This window comes from Cupriavidus cauae, from assembly GCF_008632125.1.
In the GTDB taxonomy this organism is placed as follows: Bacteria; Pseudomonadota; Gammaproteobacteria; order Burkholderiales; family Burkholderiaceae; genus Cupriavidus; species Cupriavidus cauae.
The window spans coordinates 17,252-36,082 of record NZ_VWRN01000049.1 but is presented as its reverse complement, the minus strand read 5'-3'; the positions used below and the strand labels follow the sequence as shown (position 1 = coordinate 36,082).

Annotated in this window: 17 protein-coding genes, 1 tRNA gene and 1 pseudogene; 8 read left to right on the top strand and 11 right to left on the bottom strand. The window is 68.1% G+C overall.

The window, feature by feature from the left end:
* Nucleotides 1–74: 74 nt before the first annotated feature.
* From F1599_RS26295 to F1599_RS18635, 3 genes are all read left to right on the top strand, one after another.
* A complete protein-coding gene (locus F1599_RS26295; protein WP_223819758.1) occupies nt 75–218 on the top strand; it encodes a hypothetical protein in 144 nt (47 codons plus the stop codon).
* A gap of 359 nt (nt 219–577) precedes the next feature.
* Nucleotides 578–1,927, top strand: coding sequence for an amino-acid N-acetyltransferase (argA, locus tag F1599_RS18640; protein WP_187829255.1), 1,350 nt, complete (start codon nt 578–580; stop codon nt 1,925–1,927).
* Between the two features lie 185 nt (nt 1,928–2,112).
* Nucleotides 2,113–2,385: an oxidative damage protection protein gene (locus F1599_RS18635; RefSeq protein ID WP_149319148.1), complete on the top strand. Its 273-nt coding sequence runs from the start codon at nt 2,113–2,115 to the stop codon at nt 2,383–2,385.
* A gap of 124 nt (nt 2,386–2,509) precedes the next feature.
* On the opposite strand, the gene rpiA is transcribed toward F1599_RS18635, so the two are convergent.
* Nucleotides 2,510–3,196 carry a ribose-5-phosphate isomerase RpiA gene (gene rpiA, locus F1599_RS18630; protein WP_149319149.1) on the bottom strand — a complete coding sequence of 229 codons (687 nt, stop codon included), beginning with the start codon at nt 3,194–3,196 and terminating at the stop codon, nt 2,510–2,512.
* 262 nt (nt 3,197–3,458) lie between these two features.
* On the opposite strand from rpiA, the gene tal reads away from it, so the two are divergent.
* Nucleotides 3,459–4,412: a transaldolase gene (gene tal / locus F1599_RS18625; RefSeq protein WP_149319150.1), complete on the top strand. Its 954-nt coding sequence runs from the start codon at nt 3,459–3,461 to the stop codon at nt 4,410–4,412.
* Nucleotides 4,413–4,533: 121 nt separating this feature from the next.
* Here the strand turns inward: tal and F1599_RS18620 are convergent, their stop codons facing one another.
* The 3 genes from F1599_RS18620 to rnr form a co-directional block, all read right to left on the bottom strand.
* Nucleotides 4,534–5,277 (bottom strand): SIR2 family NAD-dependent protein deacylase, encoded by a 744-nt coding sequence (locus F1599_RS18620; protein ID WP_150084103.1) that lies wholly within the window; start codon nt 5,275–5,277, stop codon nt 4,534–4,536.
* Between the two features lie 26 nt (nt 5,278–5,303).
* The gene (rlmB, locus tag F1599_RS18615; RefSeq protein ID WP_150084102.1) at nt 5,304–6,050 is read right to left on the bottom strand and encodes a 23S rRNA (guanosine(2251)-2'-O)-methyltransferase RlmB; all 747 of its coding nucleotides are present in this window, start codon (nt 6,048–6,050) and stop codon (nt 5,304–5,306) included.
* Between the two features lie 110 nt (nt 6,051–6,160).
* Nucleotides 6,161–8,806 carry a ribonuclease R gene (gene rnr / locus F1599_RS18610; protein WP_149319152.1) on the bottom strand — a complete coding sequence of 882 codons (2,646 nt, stop codon included), beginning with the start codon at nt 8,804–8,806 and terminating at the stop codon, nt 6,161–6,163.
* A gap of 70 nt (nt 8,807–8,876) precedes the next feature.
* Between rnr and F1599_RS18605 the strand changes: the two genes are divergently transcribed.
* The 4 genes from F1599_RS18605 (at nt 8,877) to F1599_RS18590 (ending at nt 10,751) form a co-directional block, all read left to right on the top strand.
* Nucleotides 8,877–8,963 (top strand) — tRNA-Leu (locus F1599_RS18605).
* On the top strand, nt 8,923–9,537 hold the full coding sequence (locus F1599_RS18600; RefSeq protein WP_150084101.1) for a hypothetical protein: 615 nt from the start codon (nt 8,923–8,925) through the stop codon (nt 9,535–9,537). Before F1599_RS18605 ends, F1599_RS18600 begins: the two co-directional genes overlap by 41 nt.
* 49 nt (nt 9,538–9,586) lie before the next feature.
* On the top strand, nt 9,587–10,021 hold the full coding sequence (locus tag F1599_RS18595; protein ID WP_149319153.1) for an Rrf2 family transcriptional regulator: 435 nt from the start codon (nt 9,587–9,589) through the stop codon (nt 10,019–10,021).
* Nucleotides 10,022–10,130: 109 nt separating this feature from the next.
* A complete protein-coding gene (locus F1599_RS18590) occupies nt 10,131–10,751 on the top strand; it encodes an NAD(P)-dependent oxidoreductase (protein WP_150084100.1) in 621 nt (206 codons plus the stop codon).
* A 172-nt stretch (nt 10,752–10,923) separates the two neighbouring features.
* On the opposite strand, the gene F1599_RS18585 is transcribed toward F1599_RS18590, so the two are convergent.
* The 7 genes and pseudogenes from F1599_RS18585 to hfq form a co-directional block, all read right to left on the bottom strand.
* Entirely contained in the window at nt 10,924–11,487 is a 564-nt protein-coding gene (locus tag F1599_RS18585) for a phosphoribosyltransferase (protein ID WP_006577131.1), read from the bottom strand.
* Between the two features lie 131 nt (nt 11,488–11,618).
* Complete coding sequence (locus tag F1599_RS18580; RefSeq protein WP_149319155.1) at nt 11,619–12,959, bottom strand: adenylosuccinate synthase; 1,341 nt, start codon at nt 12,957–12,959, stop codon at nt 11,619–11,621.
* A 96-nt stretch (nt 12,960–13,055) separates the two neighbouring features.
* Nucleotides 13,056–14,207 carry an ATP phosphoribosyltransferase regulatory subunit gene (locus F1599_RS18575; protein WP_150084099.1) on the bottom strand — a complete coding sequence of 384 codons (1,152 nt, stop codon included), beginning with the start codon at nt 14,205–14,207 and terminating at the stop codon, nt 13,056–13,058.
* 201 nt (nt 14,208–14,408) lie between these two features.
* Entirely contained in the window at nt 14,409–15,299 is an 891-nt protein-coding gene (gene hflC / locus F1599_RS18570; protein WP_149319157.1) for a protease modulator HflC, read from the bottom strand.
* A gap of 13 nt (nt 15,300–15,312) precedes the next feature.
* Nucleotides 15,313–16,671 (bottom strand): FtsH protease activity modulator HflK, encoded by a 1,359-nt coding sequence (gene hflK, locus F1599_RS18565; protein ID WP_149319158.1) that lies wholly within the window; start codon nt 16,669–16,671, stop codon nt 15,313–15,315.
* A 357-nt stretch (nt 16,672–17,028) separates the two neighbouring features.
* Nucleotides 17,029–18,198, bottom strand: a pseudogene (gene hflX, locus F1599_RS18560) (GTPase HflX); the annotation flags it as partial.
* Between the two features lie 173 nt (nt 18,199–18,371).
* Nucleotides 18,372–18,611: an RNA chaperone Hfq gene (gene hfq / locus F1599_RS18555; protein ID WP_006577126.1), complete on the bottom strand. Its 240-nt coding sequence runs from the start codon at nt 18,609–18,611 to the stop codon at nt 18,372–18,374.
* Nucleotides 18,612–18,831 lie beyond the last annotated feature (220 nt).

Here is an 18,831-nt window from a genome sequence, read left to right as displayed (position 1 = left end):
GGCAGCGCCTCGGGGAAGGTGATCGGCGGCAGCGGATTGGCCGGCGCGGTGCGGCGCGGCGACCGGCGGCTGGCTTGACCGGCAGGCTGGCCTTCGGGGCGACGTGCGGGCTGATCTTCGGGGCGACGTTGAGGCTGGCCGTCGGAGCGACGTCCGGGCTGGCCGTCGGGGCGACGTTCGGGCTGGCCGTCGGGGCGACGTTCGGGCTGGCCTTCTGAGCGACGCTCGGGCTTGCGTTCGGACGAGCGTTCGGACGGGCGTTCGGACTTGTCTTCGGTCGGGCCCTGGGACGAGCCGTGGGATGGACCCTGGGACTGGCGTGCGGACTGCGGTCGGGACGGCCTGCGGCGCGGGGCTGCGGGTGGGACGGGGCGTTGTTCGGACATTGGCGGGGATTATAATCCGCGCCATGAACGCCAGAACCGCCACGACCCCAACACCCGGCGCGCACAACGACGCGGCCGGCGATCCCCTGCCCGACCCCGCCGTGGCCCCTGACGCCGACTCCGCAGCCCACTCTGCCGATCCGCCGGCCGCGACCGTGGCCGTTCCTGCCAGCACGCCCGATGTGCCCAGCCTGACGAAGGCCCCGGCCACGCCCGAGCGCGCCGCGCCCGGACCGGACCGCCAGCAGTTCGTCGACTGGTTGCGCGCGGTCGCGCCGTATATCCATACCTTCCGCGGCAAGACCTTCGTGATCGCCTTCGGCGGCGAGCTGGTCAAGGCCGGCATGCTGAACGCGCTGGTCAACGACGTCGCGCTGCTGCACGCGATGGGCATGCAGATCGTGCTGGTCCACGGCTCGCGCCCGCAGGTCGAGGAACAGCTGGCGCTGCGCCAGGTCGAATCGCGCTTCGTCGACGGCCTGCGCATCACCGACAACGCCGCGCTCGAATGCGCGAAGGAAGCCTCGGGCGAGCTGCGCCTCGATATCGAGGCCGCCTTCAGCCAGGGCCTGCCCAACACGCCGATGGCCGGGGCGCAGCTGTCGGTGGTGTCCGGCAACTTCGTCACCGCGCGGCCGGTCGGCATCGTCGAGGGCACCGACTACCAGCACACCGGCCTCGTTCGCAAGATCGACGGCGACTCGGTGCGCATGTCGCTGCAGCACGGCAAGATCGTGCTGCTGTCGCCGCTGGGCTTCTCGCCCACGGGCCAGGCCTTCAACCTGTCGATGGAGGACGTGGCCAGCGCGACCGCCACCGCGCTGAAGGCCGACAAGTTGATCTTCATCACCGAGGTGCCGGGCGTGCTCGACCCGGTCGGCAAGCTGATGCCCGAGATGTCGCTGCGCACCGCGGTCGAGCGTCTGCAGAACAACCACCTGCCGCCCGACGTGGCCTACTACCTGCAGCATCTGGTCAAGGCGCTCAAGGGCGGCGTGCCGCGCGCGCACCTGATCCCCTTCGACCTGGACGGCTCGGTGCTGCTCGAGCTGTTCCTGCACGACGGCGTCGGCACGATGATCTCGGACACCGACCTGGAGAGCCTGCGCGAGGCCACGCTGGACGATGTCGGCGCGATCGTGCAGCTGATCGCCCCGCTCGAGCAGGACGGCACGCTGGTGCCGCGCGGCCGCCATCTGATCGAGCGCGATATCGGCAACTTCTCGGTGATCGAGCACGACGGCGTGCTGTTCGGCTGCGCCGCGCTCTATCCCTATCCGCGCGAAGGCATGGCGGAGATGGCCTGCCTGACGGTGTCGCCCGATGCCCAGGGCACCGGGGACGGCGAACGGCTGCTCAAGCGCATCGAGCGGCGCGCGCGCGCGCTCGGCCTGGATCGGCTGTTCGTGCTGACGACCCGCACCGAGCACTGGTTCCTGAAGCGCGGCTTCGTGCGCGCCAGCGTCGACGACCTGCCCGAGGACAAGCGCAAGCTGTACAACTGGCAGCGCAAGTCGATGGTGCTGATGAAGAAACTGTAAAACTGCAAGCACGGTAGGGGCGGCCCGCGGCGGACGCGGCCGCTTCGTTACAATAGCCGCCGTACGAACGCCGCCGGCAAGCCCACGGCATTGCGCACGAGAGCGCCCACGGCATCGCCCACCATAGCGCGCCCCACGGCGCGGCTCGCCGCGATCCCACGAACAGAAGACAGAAGGAGTCCCCCATGGCCCGCATGGTCCATTGCGTCAAGCTGAACAAGGAGGCCGAGGGCCTCGATTTCCCGCCGCTGCCCGGCGAACTGGGCAAGAAGATCTGGCAGAACGTGTCGAAGGAGGCCTGGGCCGGCTGGCTCAAGCACCAGACCATGCTGATCAACGAGAACCGCCTGAACATGGCCGACGCACGTGCGCGCCAGTATCTGCTGAAGCAGACCGAGAAGTACTTCTTCGGCGAGGGCGCGGACCAGGCGGCGGGGTATGTGCCGCCGCAGGGCTGAGCCGGCTGCCCGGCCTGTCCCCTGCCCCTTTTCCCCGCCGATCGGGAAAGAGGGGTGGGAAGAACAAAAGGCGCCTTGCGGCGCCTTTTTTAGTTTGGGCGTGCGCTTTCGCGCTGCCGCGGGCTCAGAAGTCCGTGCGCCGCACGCCGTCGGCCGTGCCCAGCAGCAGCACGTCCGCGCCGCGCAGCGCGAACAGTCCCACCGTCACCACGCCGGGCAGCTGGTTGATCGCCTGCTCCATGCCCTTCGGGTCGCCGATGGCCAGGCCGCTGACGTCCAGGATCACATTGCCGTTGTCGGTCTTGTAGATGCCGCCTTCCTTGGTCATGCGCAGGCGCGGCTGGCCGCCCAGCGCCGCCAGCTGGCGCGCGACCGCGGCCCGCGCCATCGGAATCACCTCGACCGGCAGCGGGAACTGGCCCATCACGCCAACCAGCTTGCTGGCGTCGGCGATGCAGACGAAGGTGCGCGCCACCGAGGCGACGATCTTCTCGCGCGTCAGCGCGCCGCCGCCGCCCTTGATCATCGCGCCGCTGGCATCGATCTCGTCGGCGCCGTCGACGTAGACCGGAATCTCGTCGACCTCGTTCAGGTCCAGCACCTTGAAGCCGTGCTGCTGCAGGCGGCGCGTCGAGGCCTCGGAGCTCGATACCGCCCCGGCGAAGCGGTCCTTGAAGCGCGCCACCGCATCGATGAACAGGTTGGCGGTCGAACCGGTGCCGACACCGAGCACCGCCCCTTCGGGGACTTCCTTCTCGACATAGTCCGCGGCGGCCTGCGCCACCTGCGCCTTCAGTTCATCCTGGGTCATTGCCTGCTGCCTTGGGCCCCACCGTAGACCGCGGTGCGGTACGGTGCGGAGCCGGAAAAGTCGGTTGCGGAAACCGCGTAGTGTAACGGATTGCGCCCGGGCCGCCAGGGGTCGCACAATGGGCCGGTACAATGAGCCGACGCGGTCCCCGAGGTGGACCCACGACACGCTGCACCGATATGGCCTTGCACCGATGCAGCCATGACCTGGCCCCTACGCGGTGTCCCCGTTCCGATTTCTTTCCCGTCCGACGCAATCCATCATGAACCAGCTAGCGCAACTGAAGCAGTTCACCACCGTGGTGGCCGATACCGGCGACTTCCAGGCGATGAAGCAGTACACGCCGCAGGACGCCACCACCAATCCGTCGCTGATCCTGAAGGCCGTGCAGAAGCCGGAGTACCGGCCGCTGCTCGAGAAGGCCGTGCGCGATCATCACGACGCCGGCGTCGATGCCGTGATGGACGCGCTGCTGATCGCCTTCGGCGGCGAGATCCTGAAGATCGTGCCGGGCCGGGTGTCGACCGAGGTCGATGCGCGGCTGTCCTTCGATACCGCGGCGACCGTGGAAAAGGCGCGCCACCTGATCGCGCTGTACGAACGCGCCGGCGTGCCGCGCGAACGCGTGCTGATCAAGATCGCCTCGACCTGGGAAGGCATCCGCGCCGCCGAGGTGCTGCAGCGCGAAGGCATCCGCTGCAACATGACGCTGCTGTTCTCGCTGGTGCAGGCGGTGGCCTGCGCCGAGGCCGGCGCCCAGCTGATCTCGCCCTTCGTCGGCCGCATCCTGGACTGGTACCGCAAGCAGGCCGGCGACAAGTGGAACCCCGATGCCAACAGCGGCGATGCCGATCCGGGCGTGCATTCGGTGCGGCAGATCTACGACTACTACAAGCGCTTCGGCTACAAGACCGAGGTGATGGGCGCGAGCTTCCGCAATACCGACCAGATCCTGTCGCTGGCCGGCTGCGATCTGCTGACGATCAGCCCCGAGCTGCTGGAGCAGCTGGCGGCCAGCACGGCGCCGGTCGAGCGCAAGCTGTCGGTGGACGACGCCCAGGCGGGCCATATCGCGCGCGTGCATTGCGACGAGCCGGCCTTCCGCTGGCAGCTGAACGAGGATGCGATGGCGACCGAGAAGCTGGCCGAGGGCATCCGCGCCTTCGCGGCGGATGCGATCAAGCTGGAACGGCTGATCGCCGAGACCTTCTCCTGAAGGATGACGGGCGAGGCGCCGCCTCGCCCCCGGGGCCCTTTGACCTGACCACGCGCGTCCGGGCTTGCCCCAGGCGCGCTTCGCCTTGCCCCAGGCGGGCCTGGACTTGCCGGGGCTCGCGTCAGCCGTCCGCCCGGTCCCACAGCATCGGCAGGCATTGCCCCGCCGGGGCCGACAGCACCAGGTCCGCGGTGGCGTCGAGCGCCGATGGCTGCGGATTGACGACGATCACGCCGGCGCCATGGTCCTTGGCCAGGCCTGGCAACCCGGCCGCCGGATAGACCATGCCCGACGTGCCGACCACCAGGCACAGGTCGCAGGTCTGCGCTGCATGCTCGGCGCGGTAGCGCGCCACGCGCGGCAGGTCCTCGCCGAACCACACCACGCCGGGCCGCATCAGCGCGCCGCAATGGATGCAGCGCGGCGGGCTGCGGCCGTCGTCCGGCGCGGCCTCGCAGCGGCCGCAGCCGTCTAGCCATTTGTTGGCGAACAGGTTGCCGTGCAGCTCGATCACGTCGGTGCTGCCGGCGCGCTGGTGCAGCCCGTCGACATTCTGCGTGACCAGGGTCACCTTCTTCTGCGCGGCCAGCGCGACGATCGCGTGATGCGCGGGATTGGGCTGCGCCGCCGCGACCAGCGCGCGGCGATGCTGGTACCAGTCCCACACCAGGCCGGGCTGGCGGCGGTAGGCATCCTCGGTGGCCAGTTGCTCGGGATCGAAGCGGGCCCACAGGCCCGTCAGCGCATCGCGGAAGGTGGGCACGCCGGACTCGGCGGAAATGCCGGCGCCGGTCAGCACCAGGATGTCGCTGGCCGCCGCGATGCGTCGCCGCGCGTCGGCGAGGCCGGCGGCATCGATCAGCATCGCGCCCCCTTCATCGGACGGTCCGCTCAACGCGCCGCCGCGCGGCGCTGGCGCACCGCTTCATAGAGGCAGACGCCGCTGGCGACCGACACGTTCAGGCTTTCGACGCCGCCGGCCATCGGGATCGACACCAGCTCGTCGCAGGTCTCGCGCGTCAGGCGCCGCATGCCCTCGCCTTCGGCGCCCATCACCAGCGCGGTGGGGCCCTTGAACTCGATGTCGTAGACCGTGCGCTCGGCGCCGTCGGCGGTGCCGACCACCCAGATGCCGCGCTCCTGCAGTTCCCGCAGCGTGCGCGCCAGATTGGTGACAGTGATATACGGCACGGTCTCGGCCGCGCCGCTGGCGACCTTGGCGACCGTCGCGTTCAGGCCGACGCTGCGGTCCTTGGGCGCGATCACCGCATGGGCGCCAGCGCCATCCGCCACGCGCAGGCAGGCGCCGAGATTGTGCGGATCGGTGACACCGTCGAGCACCAGCAGCAGCGGCGTGCCTTCGATGCCGTCGAGCAGTTCGTCGAGATTGAGCGCCAGCGACACGTCCTCGGCGCGGGCGACCACGCCCTGGTGGCGGTCGGTGCCCGCCATGCCGCGCAGGCGCTCGGCATCGACCGGGTGGAGACGCACGCCGAGTCCCTCGGCGAGGCGGATGAAGTCCTGCATGCGGCGATCGCGCCGGGCGGACTCGATATAGACGTCGGAGACGCCGGCCGCGTCCTGGCGCAGGCGCGCGGTGACGGCGTGAAAGCCGATCAGAAGTTTTTGTTTGGCCATGGGCGGGATTGTACCCGCCCATGGCCCGCCGGCCGGCGCGGCCCTGGCGCCGGCTTGCCGCAGGCCAGCCATCGGCCTGCCGCTGGCTTATTGCCGGCTCACGGCCCGCCTCAGCGCGTCCGCGTCGACTTCTTCGACGCGGTCTTGTGGGCCGTCTTGCCGGCGGCCTTGCCGGTCCGCTTGGTGGTCGACCTGGCGGTCGACTTGGCCGCGGTCTTGCCGCTTGCCTTGCGCCCCACGCCGGCCGGCTTGGGCTTGGCCGCGCGCTTGGACGGCTTGCCGGTACCGCCGGTGCCCCCTTCGGGCCGCGCCTTGACCGGCGTGATCACCGCCTCGAACACCGGCTGCTCCTCGAACACGCGATCGAGCGTCTCGTCGAACGACTCCTCCGGCTTGGAGGTGCCGCCCAGCAGCGCGGCCAGCTGGCGGCCCTTCTTGCGCGCCGGCAGCGCGTGCGCGGCGGGCACATGCGGCGCCGGCTCGGTGGTCGGGCGCGCGCGCAGGCTCTTGGCCGACGGCTCCTGCACCAGGCGGAAGTCGATCTTGCGGGCGTCGAGGTCGACGCGCGAGACCTGCACGCGCACGCGGTCGGTCAGCCGGTAGCGGATGCCGGTGCGCTGCCCGCGCAGCTCGTTGCGCGCCTCGTCATACTCGAAGTAGTCGCTGCCCAGTTCGGTCACGTGGACCAGCCCTTCGACATACAGCTCGTCGAGCTGGACGAAGATGCCGAACGAGGTCACCGCGCTGACCGTGCCGGCAAACTCGTTGCCCAGCTTGTCGCGCATGAAATAGCACTTGAGCCAGGCCTCGACGTCGCGCGAGGCCTCGTCGGCGCGCCGCTCGTTGGCCGAGCAGTGCAGCCCCAGTTCGTCCCACACCGCTTCGTTGCGGCGGGCGCGGCCGGCCATCTTCTCGGCGCGCGCGGCCTCGTCCTTGGCCTGCATGCGGCGCGCCTTCGGCGAGATCGCGGTATTGAGCGCGGTGCCCGGCGCGAAGGCGGGCTGGTACTTGGTATGGGCCAGCACCGCCTTGATCGCCCGGTGCACCAGCAGGTCCGGATAGCGCCGGATCGGGCTGGTGAAGTGGGCGTAGGCCTCGTAGGCCAGGCCGAAGTGACCGATGTTGTCGGGGCTGTAGACCGCCTGCTGCATCGAGCGCAGCAGCATGGTCTGCAGCAGCGGCGCATCGGGACGCGCCTTGATCTTGTCCATGACCTCGGCGTAGTCCGAGGCCTGCGGCTTGTCGCCGCCGCCCAGCGACAGGCCCGAGGTCTTCAGGAACTCGCGCAGCGCCTTGAGCTTTTCCTCGCTGGGCCCGGCATGGACCCGATACAGCGCCGGGTGCTTGAAGCGCTCGAGGAAGTCGGCCGCGCAGACGTTCGCGGTCAGCATGCATTCCTCGATCAGCCGGTGCGCATCGTTGCGCGTGCGCGGCAGGATCTGCTCGATCTTGCCCTGCGCATTGCAGACGATATAGGTCTCGGTAGTGTCGAAGTCGATCGCCCCGCGCTCGCGGCGCGCCTTCAGCAGGACCTGGTACAGCTCGTACAGGTTCTGCAGATGCGGCACCAGCTCGGCGCGCTTGTGGGCTTCCGGCCCCTTGGTGTTGGACAGCACCGCCCAGACCTCGTTGTAGGTCAGGCGCGCGGCCGAATGCATCACGGCGGGATAGAACTGGTAGGCCTTCAGCTCGCCCTTGGCGGTGACCACCGCGTCGCAGACCATGCACAGACGGTCCACCAGCGGGTTCAGCGAGCACAGGCCGTTCGACAGCTTCTCCGGCAGCATCGGAATCACGCGGCGCGGGAAGTAGACCGAGGTGGCGCGGTCCAGCGCATCGGCGTCCAGCGGCGTGCCGGGACGCACGTAGTGGGAGACGTCGGCGATCGCGACGATCAGGCGCCAGCCCTTGGCGCGGCCGATCTTGACCGGCTCGCAGTAGACCGCGTCGTCGAAGTCGCGCGCGTCCTCGCCGTCGATCGTCACCAGCGGCACGTCGCGCAGGTCGATGCGGTGTTCCAGGTCGGCATCGCGCACCTCGTCGGGCAGCGCGGCGGCCTCGCTCAGCGCGGCCGGCGAGAACGCATGCGGCACGCCGTACTTGCGCACCGCGATCTCGATCTCCATGCCGGGGTCGTCGATCTCGCCCAGCACCTCGACCACGCGGCCGACCGGCTGCACATAGCGGTCCGGATATTCGACGATCTCGACGCTGACGACCTGGCCGACCTTGGCCTTGCCCTGCGCGCGCGGCGGGATCAGGATGTCCTGGCTGATGCGCTTGTCCTCGGGCGCCACCACCAGCACGCCGCCCTCGCTGAGCAGGCGGCCGATGACGAAACGGTTGGCGCGCTCGACGATCTCGACGATCTGCCCTTCGGGGCGGCCGCGGCGGTCGTAGCCGATCACGCGCACCTGGGCACGGTCGTTGTGCATCGCCTTCTGCAGCTCGCGCTCGGGCAGGAAGATATCGTCCTCGCCGTCGTCGCGGATCAGGAAGCCGAAGCCGTCGCGGTGGCCCTGCACGCGGCCGACCACGAAGTTGGGCTGGTGCGCCAGCTCGTAGCGGCCCTTGCGGTTCAGTTCGATCTGGCCGTCGCGTTCCATCGCGGCCAGCCGTTTCTGGAAGCCGTCATGCTCCTTGCGCGTGACGGCGAGGGCCTTGGCGATATCGCCGGCCGACAGTGGCGAACCGGAGGTACGCAGGACGCCGAGGATTTCTTCCCGACTCGGGATCGGATAGTTGTTCTGATTCAATTTCTTCTAAAGAGGATTTGACAAATCGATTGTCGTCGCTATAATGAGCGCTTCGGTTGTTTCGACACCTGCCCAGGTGGCGGAATTGGTAGACGCACTAGGTTCAGGTCCTAGCGGTGGCAACACTGTGGAGGTTCGAGTCCTCTCCTGGGCACCAGATCAAAAAACCCGCATCGCTTTCCGGCGCTGCGGGTTTTTTCTTTCCCGCCTGCATCTGCATTTCCATCCGGATCGCTTGCGCGTTCTGCTTTGATCGGGCCATTGGCGCTCCAGTTCGGCGCCGTGTGCGCCGGTTGCCCCGGATCCCCGGGATCGCGTCCCGAAAAATTCCGACCATGTGCCGACCTTGCGCGGCCGACGACCATCTTTCACTGCTTGCGGCGCGCCTGCTGCCGGTCGAACCAGCGTTCGAACCACCGCTCGAACCGATCGCGACTGCACCGCCCCTTGCGCCGGGCGCGACCGTCATCGCCGCACCTCGACATCAAGGCGCAGTGTATCAGCTTCAGTGGCGCTTCCGGCATTCCTTTGACATGGCGGCGGCTTGGATCCCATGCCGATTGCCCGCCTTCTTCCGCGCCTTCTTCCGCGCCTTCTTCCCCGCCCTATTCCGCGCCCTATTCCGCGCCTTCTTCAGCGCCTTCTTCAGCGCCCTCTTCAGCGCCTCCTTTCGCGCAGTATTCCCCGCTGCTCGACCGACTCCCCGGCCCAAATATCCGCGCCATGGTTGACAGCGCACGCATATGTAACTACGATGGTTTCACTTCAACGCTTCCCGCCATGTCCACCAGCAGCCGATTCGCCGTTGCCGTCCATATCCTGACCTTGCTGGCCAGCGCCGACGCGCCGCTGCCGTCCTCGCTGATCGCCGGCAGCGTCGGCACCAATCCGGCGCTGATCCGCCGGCTGATCGGCGTGCTGGCGCAGGCCGGACTGGTCTCGACCGCGATGGGCGCGGCCGGCGGCGCCTCGCTGGCGCGGCCCGCGGACACCATCACGCTGCGCGACGTATTTCGCGCGGTGGAGTCCGACAGCCTGATCGCCTTGCATGCCGGCGCGCCGAATCCGGCCTGCATGGTCGGACGCGAGATCACCGGCGCGCTGACCCGCATCACCGACAAGGCGCAGGCCGCGATGGAGGAAAACCTGGCGCAGACCACGATCGCCGGCATGCTGGCCGACGTCGAGCGGTCGGCGCGCGCGCGGCGGCGCTGAATTTTTTTGTCCGCATATGTAACTACGCTGGTTTCATATGTGCGTGCGTCGCCTCGCTTCGTCTTTCGTTCTGCTTCCTCGCGAAGCCAACCTGTGAAGGAGTTCCACCATGCAAATCGCCATCCTGGGTGCCACCGGACGCATCGGCAGCCGCATCGCCGACGAAGCGCTGCGCCGCGGCCATACCGTCACCGCCATCGCGCGCCACGCCGGCACGCTGGCCGATCGCCCCGGCCTGAAACGGCTGGACGCCGATATCACCGATCTCGCCAACACCGCGAAGCTGGCGCCGGCGCTGGCTGGCCACGACGCGCTGGTCAGCGCGGTGCGTTTCGCGCAGGCCGGTCCCGAGCCGCTGCTGCAGCTGGCCCGCCAGGCGGGCGTGAAGCGTGTCGTGGTGGTCGGCGGCGCGGGCAGCCTGTATGTCGCGCCGGGCGTGCAACTGGTCGACACGCCGACGTTTCCCGAGGCCTACAAGGCCGAAGCCCTCGCCGGCCGCGACTTCCTGAACGCGCTGCGGGCGGAGCAGGAACTGGACTGGACCTTCCTGTCACCGTCCGCGCTGCTCGAACCGGGCGAGCGCACCGGCAGCTATCGGATCGGCAAGGACGAATTGCTGGCCGACGCCGACGGCAAGAGCTGGATCTCGATGGAGGACTTCGCCGTCGCGCTGGTCGACGAACTGGAACGGCACGCGCATTCGCGCGAGCGGTTTACGGTGGGGTATTGAAGGGATGGGGGGATGGAGCGTGGGCGCAGGTGGTGCGCCGCCCTCTCCCCCGGCCCATCTCCCGCAAGCGGCAGAGGGGAGAAAACCGGCGGGACGCTCGGCTCTGCCTATGGTGTTCCCCCTCTCCCGATTGCCGGCGAGGGCCGGGGAAAGGGAGAGGTCCGAACGCCGATCAGCCCTGACCGCCCTCGCCCTCGGCCCGCTTGCCGCGCTTGAGCCAGGCGGCGAGATTATGCGGACGCAGCGTGTCGTATTCCTCGAACGGCTGATGGATCCAGGGATTGGTCGGCAGGAAGCTGACGTGGTAGTCGGGCTTGACCTTCGAACAGGCCTTGTACCACAGCACCGCCGAACGGACCTCGGTCACCGCGGGATAGCGCTCCTGCAGATGGCGGCCGACGCGTTCCAGCGTCACGCCCGAGTCGACCAGATCGTCGACCAGCAGGATGCGGCCGCTCAGCTCGCCGCGCGTCATCGTGATGTACTGCGCGATATCGAGATCACCCTGCACCGTGCCGGCCGCCTCGCGGTAGCTGCTGGTGGCCAGGATGGCCAGCGGCACGTCGAAGATGCGCGACATCTGGTCGCCGACGCGCAGGCCGCCACGCGCGAGACACAGGATCTTGTCGAAACGCCAGCCCGACTCGTGCACGTTCAGTGACAGGCGGGCAATCAGCCGGTGGTATTCGTCCCACGAGATCCACAGGTTCTCGTCATCGTTCTGAGGCAGGGTCATCGCTTGCTCTTCGTTGCTGCTTTGTTATGGGGTCTTCCCGTGCGGGGGATACAGTAAGGCCCGCTTGCGCGGGCCGGATTTCCATCGATCGCCGCGGCGGGGCCGCGGCTGCGTCGGATCAGATCACCGAATCAGATCAGATACGGATGGCGCAGCAGAATGGTCTCGTCGCGGTCCGGACCGGTCGAGATCATGTCGATCGGAATGCCGACCACTTCCTCGATGCGCTTCAGGTACTGGCGCGCGGCCTCGGGCAGCGCATCCCAGCTCTTGATGCCGAAGGTCGATTCGTTCCAGCCGGGGAAGTCCTCGTAGATCGGCTCGCAGCGCGCCACGGCGTCGGAGCCGCGCGGCAGCATGTCGATCTGCTTGCCGTCCAGCATGTAGCCGACGCACAGGCGGATCGTGTCGAGACCGTCGAGCACGTCCAGCTTGGTCATGCACAGGCCCGACACGCCGTTGATCTGCACCGAGCGCTTCAGCGCGGCGGCATCGAGCCAGCCGGTGCGGCGCGGACGGCCGGTCACCGAACCGAACTCCTTGCCGACATTGGCCAGGCGCACGCCGACCGGGTCCTGGCGGCGCGGATTGTCGTTGTCGTACAGCTCGCTGGGGAACGGGCCCGAACCGACGCGGGTGCAATACGCCTTGGTGATGCCCAGGATGTAGTGCAGGCGGCCGGGACCCACGCCGGCGCCCGCGGTGGCGGCGCCCGCCACGCAGTTGCTCGAGGTCACGAACGGATAGGTGCCGTGATCGACGTCGAGCAGCGTGCCCTGCGCGCCCTCGAACATCAGGTTCTGGCCGGCGGCGTTGACCGCGTACAGCTCGGCCGACACGTCGGCGACCATCGGCGCCAGGCGCGGCGCATAGGCCAGCGCCTCGTCCAGCGTCTGCTGGAAGTCCACGGCCTCGGCGCCCAGGTACTGGGTCAGCATGAAGTTGTGGAAGTCGAGGTTCTCGCGCAGGCGCTCGGCGAATTGCTGCGGATCGAACAGGTCCTGCACGCGCAGCGCGCGGCGGGCCACCTTGTCCTCGTAGGCCGGGCCGATGCCGCGTCCGGTGGTGCCGATCTTGCCGGCGCCGCGGCGCGTCTCGCGCGCGCGATCGATCGCGACGTGGTACGGCAGGATCAGCGTGGCCGCTTCGGAGATGCGCAGGCGGTTCTGCACCTGCAGGCCGGCCCCTTCCAGTTCCTCGATCTCGCGGAACAGCGCCTCGGGCGACAGCACCACGCCGTTGCCGATATAGCAGACGGTGCCTTCGCGCATGATCCCCGACGGGATCAGCCGCAGAATCGTTTTCTTGCCGCCGATGATCAGGGTGTGGCCGGCGTTGTGGCCACCCTGAAACCGCACCACGCCCTTTGCATGATCGGTAAGCCAATCGACGATTTTTCCTTTGCCTTCGTCACCCCACTGGGTGCCGATCACGACGACGTTGCGTCCCTGGCTTACTGCTGAAGCGGACATGTTGAACTGGTCAGAAGGTTAAAAACGTATTCTACTCTTGTTGCGGGCCGATCCCCGATCTTGCAGGGAGAACCGCTCAGTCCGGCGAACCGGCGCTCAGCGCGGCACCACCACCCAGCGGCCGCCGTCGCGCACCAGCTGGCGGTCGCAATTGAACTCGTCAAGCTCGTGCGTGTGGCCCGGCAACGACTGGATCACGATCTCGCCGCCCTCGCGCAGCGCCGCGATCGCGGTGCGCAGCGCGGGATCGGCGTCCCACGGCGCGCAGATCGCCAGCGCGCGGACCTCGACCGGCGACAGCGCCGCGACCTCGCGCAGGTCCAGCGAAAAGCCGGTGGCCGGACGCGCGCGGCCGAAGGCCTCGCCCACCTTGTCGTAGCGGCCGCCGCGGGCAACGTGGTTGGGCAGGCCCGCCACGTAGGCCGCGAACATGACTCCACTGTGATAGTGGTAACCGCGCAGATCGGCAAGGTCGATGTTGACCGTGGCATCGCGCACCTCGCCGGCCAGGAAGGCCAGCTCGTCCAGGGCGCGGCCGATGGCCGGGCTGGCGGGCAGCACCGCGCGGGCCCGCTCGATCACCTCGGGGCCGCCATACAGCGTGGGCAGCGCCAGCAGCGCGTCGCGCTCGACCTGGGGGAAACCGGCGGTCAGCTCGCGCAAGGCCGGCACATCCTTGTTCTCCAGCGCGTCGAACAGGACCTGTTCGTTGCTTCGCGCGGGCGGCAGGCCGTCGAGCAGCGCCGCGACGATGCCGGCATGGCACAGGTCCAGCCGCACCTCGCCCAGCCCCGCCGACTGCAGCGCGGCCAGCATCAGGTTCTGGATCTCGACGTCGGCCTCGAGGCCAGCATGGCCGTAGATCTCGGCGCCGACCTGGATCGGCTCGCGCGTCGCGTGAAAGCCCGCCGGGCGCGCGTGCAGCACGTTGCCGGCGTAGCACAGCCGCGTCACGCCGGGCCGGTTCAGCAGGTGGGCGTCGATACGGGCCACCTGCGGCGTGATATCGGCGCGCAGGCCCATGGTGCGGCCCGACAGCTGGTCGACCAGCTTGAAGGTGCGCAGGTCCAGGTCGTGGCCGGTGCCGGTCAGCAGCGACTCGATGTATTCCAGCAGCGGCGGCATCACCAGCTCGTAGCCGTAGGTGCGGAACAGATCGAGCATGCGGCGGCGCAGCTCCTCGATCTTGCGGGCCTCCGACGGCAGCACGTCGGCGATGTTCTCGGGCAGGAGCCAGTGGTTGGACATGGTGCTTCTCTGATTCGTGTGGGTCGCGGGCCGGGCGCGGGCGGCTCGCACAAAATGGATCGGTCAGCGGACGGCATCGATGGCGCACCGTCCCGCGGGCGAACAAAACCCCGGCAAGCCGGGGTTCGGGCACAGCGGACTGCCGCACTGTCGCGCGATCGCGCTATCGCGCCATCGCACCCGCGGAGGCCGGCACGCTCGCTAGCGCCGGGTCGCCGTCTGCGCGCCGCCCGACGAGCGCATGTAGCGGAAGAATTCGGAGTCCGGCTCCAGCACCAGCACGTCGCGCTTGTCGCGGAAGGTGTTGCGATAGGCTTCCATGCTGCGCCAGAACTGCGCGAACTGCGGATCGCGCCCGAACGCCTCGGCGTAGATCTGCGAAGCGCGGGCATCGCCCTCGCCCTTGATCTTCTGCGCCTCGCGATAGGCCTCGGCCAGCACCACCTCGCGCTGGCGGTCGGCGTCGGCGCGGATCTTCTCGCCCTCGGCCGCGCCGGTCGAGCGCAGTTCGTTGGCGACGCGCTTGCGCTCGGCTTCCATCCGGCGATAGACCGACTCGCTGATCGCCGGCAACAGGTCGACGCGCTTGAGGCGCACGTCGAGAATCTCGACGCCGACCGACTTGCCGTACTCCGTCATGCTGTTGCGGATGTTCTGCATGACCTGCTCGCGTTCGCCCGCCACCACTTCGGCGACGGTGCGGCGGCCGAACTCCTCGCGCGCGGCGGCGTCGATCCGCTGCGTCATGCGGTCCTGCGCGCCGCGCAGGTTGCCGCCGAAGGCGACGAAGAAATTGCGCGGATCGGTGATTCGCCATTTGACGAACCAGTCCACCATCATGCTTTTCTTCTCGGCCGTCAGGAAACGCTCGCCGGCGGCCACGTCGATGGTCTGCAGGCGGCGGTCCATGAAGACCACGTTCTGCAGCGGCGGCGGCAGCTTGAAATGCAGGCCGGGGTCGCGCACGACCTGCTTGATCTCGCCGAAGGCGAACACCACGGCGTACTGCCGCTGGTCGACCACGAACACCATCGAGGAGGCAATCGCCAACACGATGAAGAGGCCGATGGCATAGGAAATCAGTCGGTTCATCTGGGTTCTCTCCTCAACGGGAATCGCGATCGCGATTGCGCAGCGCTTCGCGCGACCGCGTATCGGCGCTGGCGTCCGGTACCGGCGCCGGCGTGGCCGGCGGCGGCACCGCACCCGCCCCGCGGGGATCGGCCTGCGACTGCGCCATCAGCTTGTCGAGCGGCAGGTAGAGGAGATTGTTGCCCTGGCTCGTATCGACCAGGACCTTGCTGGTATTGGCGTAGATCTGCTGCATCGTTTCCAGATAGATGCGGTCGCGCGTGACCTGCGGCGCCTTGGCGTACTCGGATTGCACCTGGCGGAAGCGCGAGGCATCGCCCTCGGCCTGCGCGATCGCGCGGGCCTTGTAGGCCTGCGCCTCTTCGGCCAGGCGCGCGGCGGTACCCTGGGCGCGCGGAATCACGTCGTTGGCGTAGGCCTGGCCTTCGCTGATGGCGCGCTCGCGGTCCTGGCTGGCCTTGTTGACGTCGTCGAAGGCGGCCTGCACCTGCTCGGGCGGCTGCACGCTCTGCACGTTCACCGAGATTACGCGGATGCCAGTCTTGTACGCCGACAGGATCGCCTGGATCGACTTGGCCAGGCCCTGCGCGATCTGCTCGCGGTTCTCGTACAGCACCGAATCCATCTTGTTGCGGCCGACGATCTCGCGCACCGAGGTCTCGGCCGCCTGGGTCACCAGCTCCTCGTCGCCGCCGCGGTCGGTCTTGTTGAAGAACAGGAATTCGGTCGCGTCCTGGATGTCGTACTGCACCGTGAAGCGGACGTCGATGATGTTCTCGTCCTGCGTCAGCATCGACGAGTCCTTCAGATTGCTGTCCTTGATCGAGGTCGAACGGCCGACCTCGACAGAACGCACCGCCGACAGGTTGACGATCTCGGCCGACTGGATCGGCCACGGCATGCGCCAGTTGATACCGGGGCCCGTGGTGTACTTGAACTTGCCGAACTGCAGCACCACCGCTGTCTGGCCTTCCTGCACCATGAAGAAGCCGCTGGCCAGCCAGATCGCGATCACCGCGACCGCGATCACGCCGGCGCCGATGCCCGAACCCTTGCCGGGCGTGCGCGTGCCGCCGCCGAAGTTCTGGTTGTTGTTGCCGCCGCCGTTGTCCTTGCGGCCCAGCAGGCTGTTCAGGCGGCGATTGAAGTCGCGCCACAGCTCGTCCAGGTCCGGCGGACCATCCTGCGGGCGCTGGTTCTGACGGCCGTTGTCGCGTCCGCCGTCGCGCCCATCCTTGTCCTCGTCGTCCTTGTCGCCACGGCCCCAGCGGGGATCGTTCAGCGAAAGAATCGCGCGCAGACGCTGCCAGCTGCTCGGCCGACGGGCGCCTCGGGCAAGGCTTGTATCAGAGGTCCGGGAGAACTGGGGCATGTAGGGCACGGTTCCGGGAAAGTTGTAACGAGGGGATTCTAGCAGTCATCGACGCCACTTTTGCTCATTTGATGCCGGAGGCGGCGCCTGACGCCGCCCGCATCAGTCGGCGCCGCGATCGGGAAGGCGGCGAGGGGTCGGTGCTTCGGGGGTCAAATCGGGGTCGGAATCGGGGTCGGAATCGAGAGCCGAAGCCCGGTCGGACGCCGAACCGGAATCGGCGTCCGAAGCGGGATCGGCGTCCCGGGCAACGGTATCCGCCTCGGCGTTGCGATCGGCAAACCCGACGCCGTCGCCTCCGTCCGCGCCATCGGCACCATCGGCGCCATCGGCGCCATCGCCCTCCCACTGGCGGCGTTCGTGCAGGTCCTGCAGCCGCGGATCGGCGGCTTCCGGCGCGGCGGGCCGCTCCGCCAGCCAGCGCGCGGCCTCGACGATCGCATCGCGCAGGCCGTCCAGCCCGATGCCGTCGCGCGCGCTGATGAAGACCCGCACCGGCACGCCGTCCTCATTGCGTTCGATGCGCGGGCCATGCTCGAGCAGTTCGGGCGCCGCGTCGATCTTGTTCATCACGACGATCTGCGGAATGTCGGCCGCATCGATCTCGGCCAGTACCCGATTGACCTGTTCGATCTGCTCGTGGCGCACCGGGCTGGCGGCATCGACCACATGCAGCAGCAGATCGGCATGCACGGTTTCCTCGAGCGTGGCGCGGAACGCCGCCACCAGCTGGGTCGGCAGGTCGCGGATGAAGCCGACCGTATCGGACAGCACCACATTGCCCAGGCCGTCCAGATAGAGCCGGCGCGAGGTCGTATCGAGCGTCGCGAACAGCTGGTCGGCGGCATAGGCACGGGCCTTGGTCAGCGCGTTGAACAGCGTCGACTTGCCCGCGTTGGTATAGCCGACCAGCGAAATGCTCAGCGTCTCGTTGCGCGCGCGGGCACGGCGCTGCGTGCTGTGCTGGCGCTGCAGCCGCGACAGATCCGTCTTGAGCCGCTTGGCGCGGTCGTCCAGCATGCGGCGGTCCAGTTCGAGCTGACGCTCGCCGGGGCCGCCGCGCATGCCGATACCGCCCTTCTGCCGCTCCAGGTGGCTCCAGGCGCGAACCAGCCGCGAGGCGCGGTATTGCACCTGGGCAAGTTCGACCTGCACCTTGCCGACATGGCTCTGCGCGCGCTGGCCGAAGATATCCAGAATCAGGCCCGTGCGGTCGATCACGTGCCGGTTCAGGAAGCGTTCGAGATTGCGCTGCTGCGCGGGACTCAACGCGTGGTTGAACACCACCACGTCGGCATCGAGCGCGTCGGCCGCTTCCTTCAGTTCCTCGGCCTTGCCCGAGCCGATGAACAGCGCCGGGTCCGGACGCGAACGCTTGCCGGTCAGGGTATGCACCGGCGTGGAACCGGCGGTGGACGTCAGCAACGCCAGCTCGCTCAGGCTCTCTTCGAAATCGTGCTTGCCGAAATCGACGCCGACGAGAATGGCGCGGGTGGGTTCGGAGGGGGAAGTGGCTCTAGGTTGCAAGCTTGGGGCGCACAGTGGCGCGGGAAAAAACCGGGATCAGAAACAGGAAGGCGCGCTCCGCAAAACGCGACGATACAAAGAACGATGCCGCGCCAGCACCGGAGGGCGCTGGCGCGGCGTCGGAGCGTGATTGCCGCGCATGCGCGCGGCCGGAAATGCGAGCGGCGTCGGAATCAGCCTTCCGCGGAGTCGTCGACGCGGAAATTGACCGCGCGCGCGGGAACGACAGTGGAAATCGCATGCTTGTAGACCATCTGCGTCACCGTGTTACGCAGCAGGACGACATATTGGTCGAAGGATTCGATATTACCTTGCAGCTTGATGCCATTGACGAGGTAGATGGAAACCGGCACGTGCTCCTTGCGCAGCGCGTTCAGGAACGGGTCTTGTAGCAATTGCCCTTTGTTGCTCATGGCACACTCCAAATTTATAGATTTAGTGATCAATGATGGGGATCGATATCCCCGGTTTCAAGTCGGACGACGCAAGATCGCGTCAAAAAAAATCAAAACGGTACCAGGCCGGCATCAACCAGCGGGGGCTCCCGCTAGTGTGAATTTAGCCGCAGTTCCAAACGAACGCAAACGAAACTTCGGCGCCACAGACGGGGCTGCGGCGCCCCCATCTGGCCGC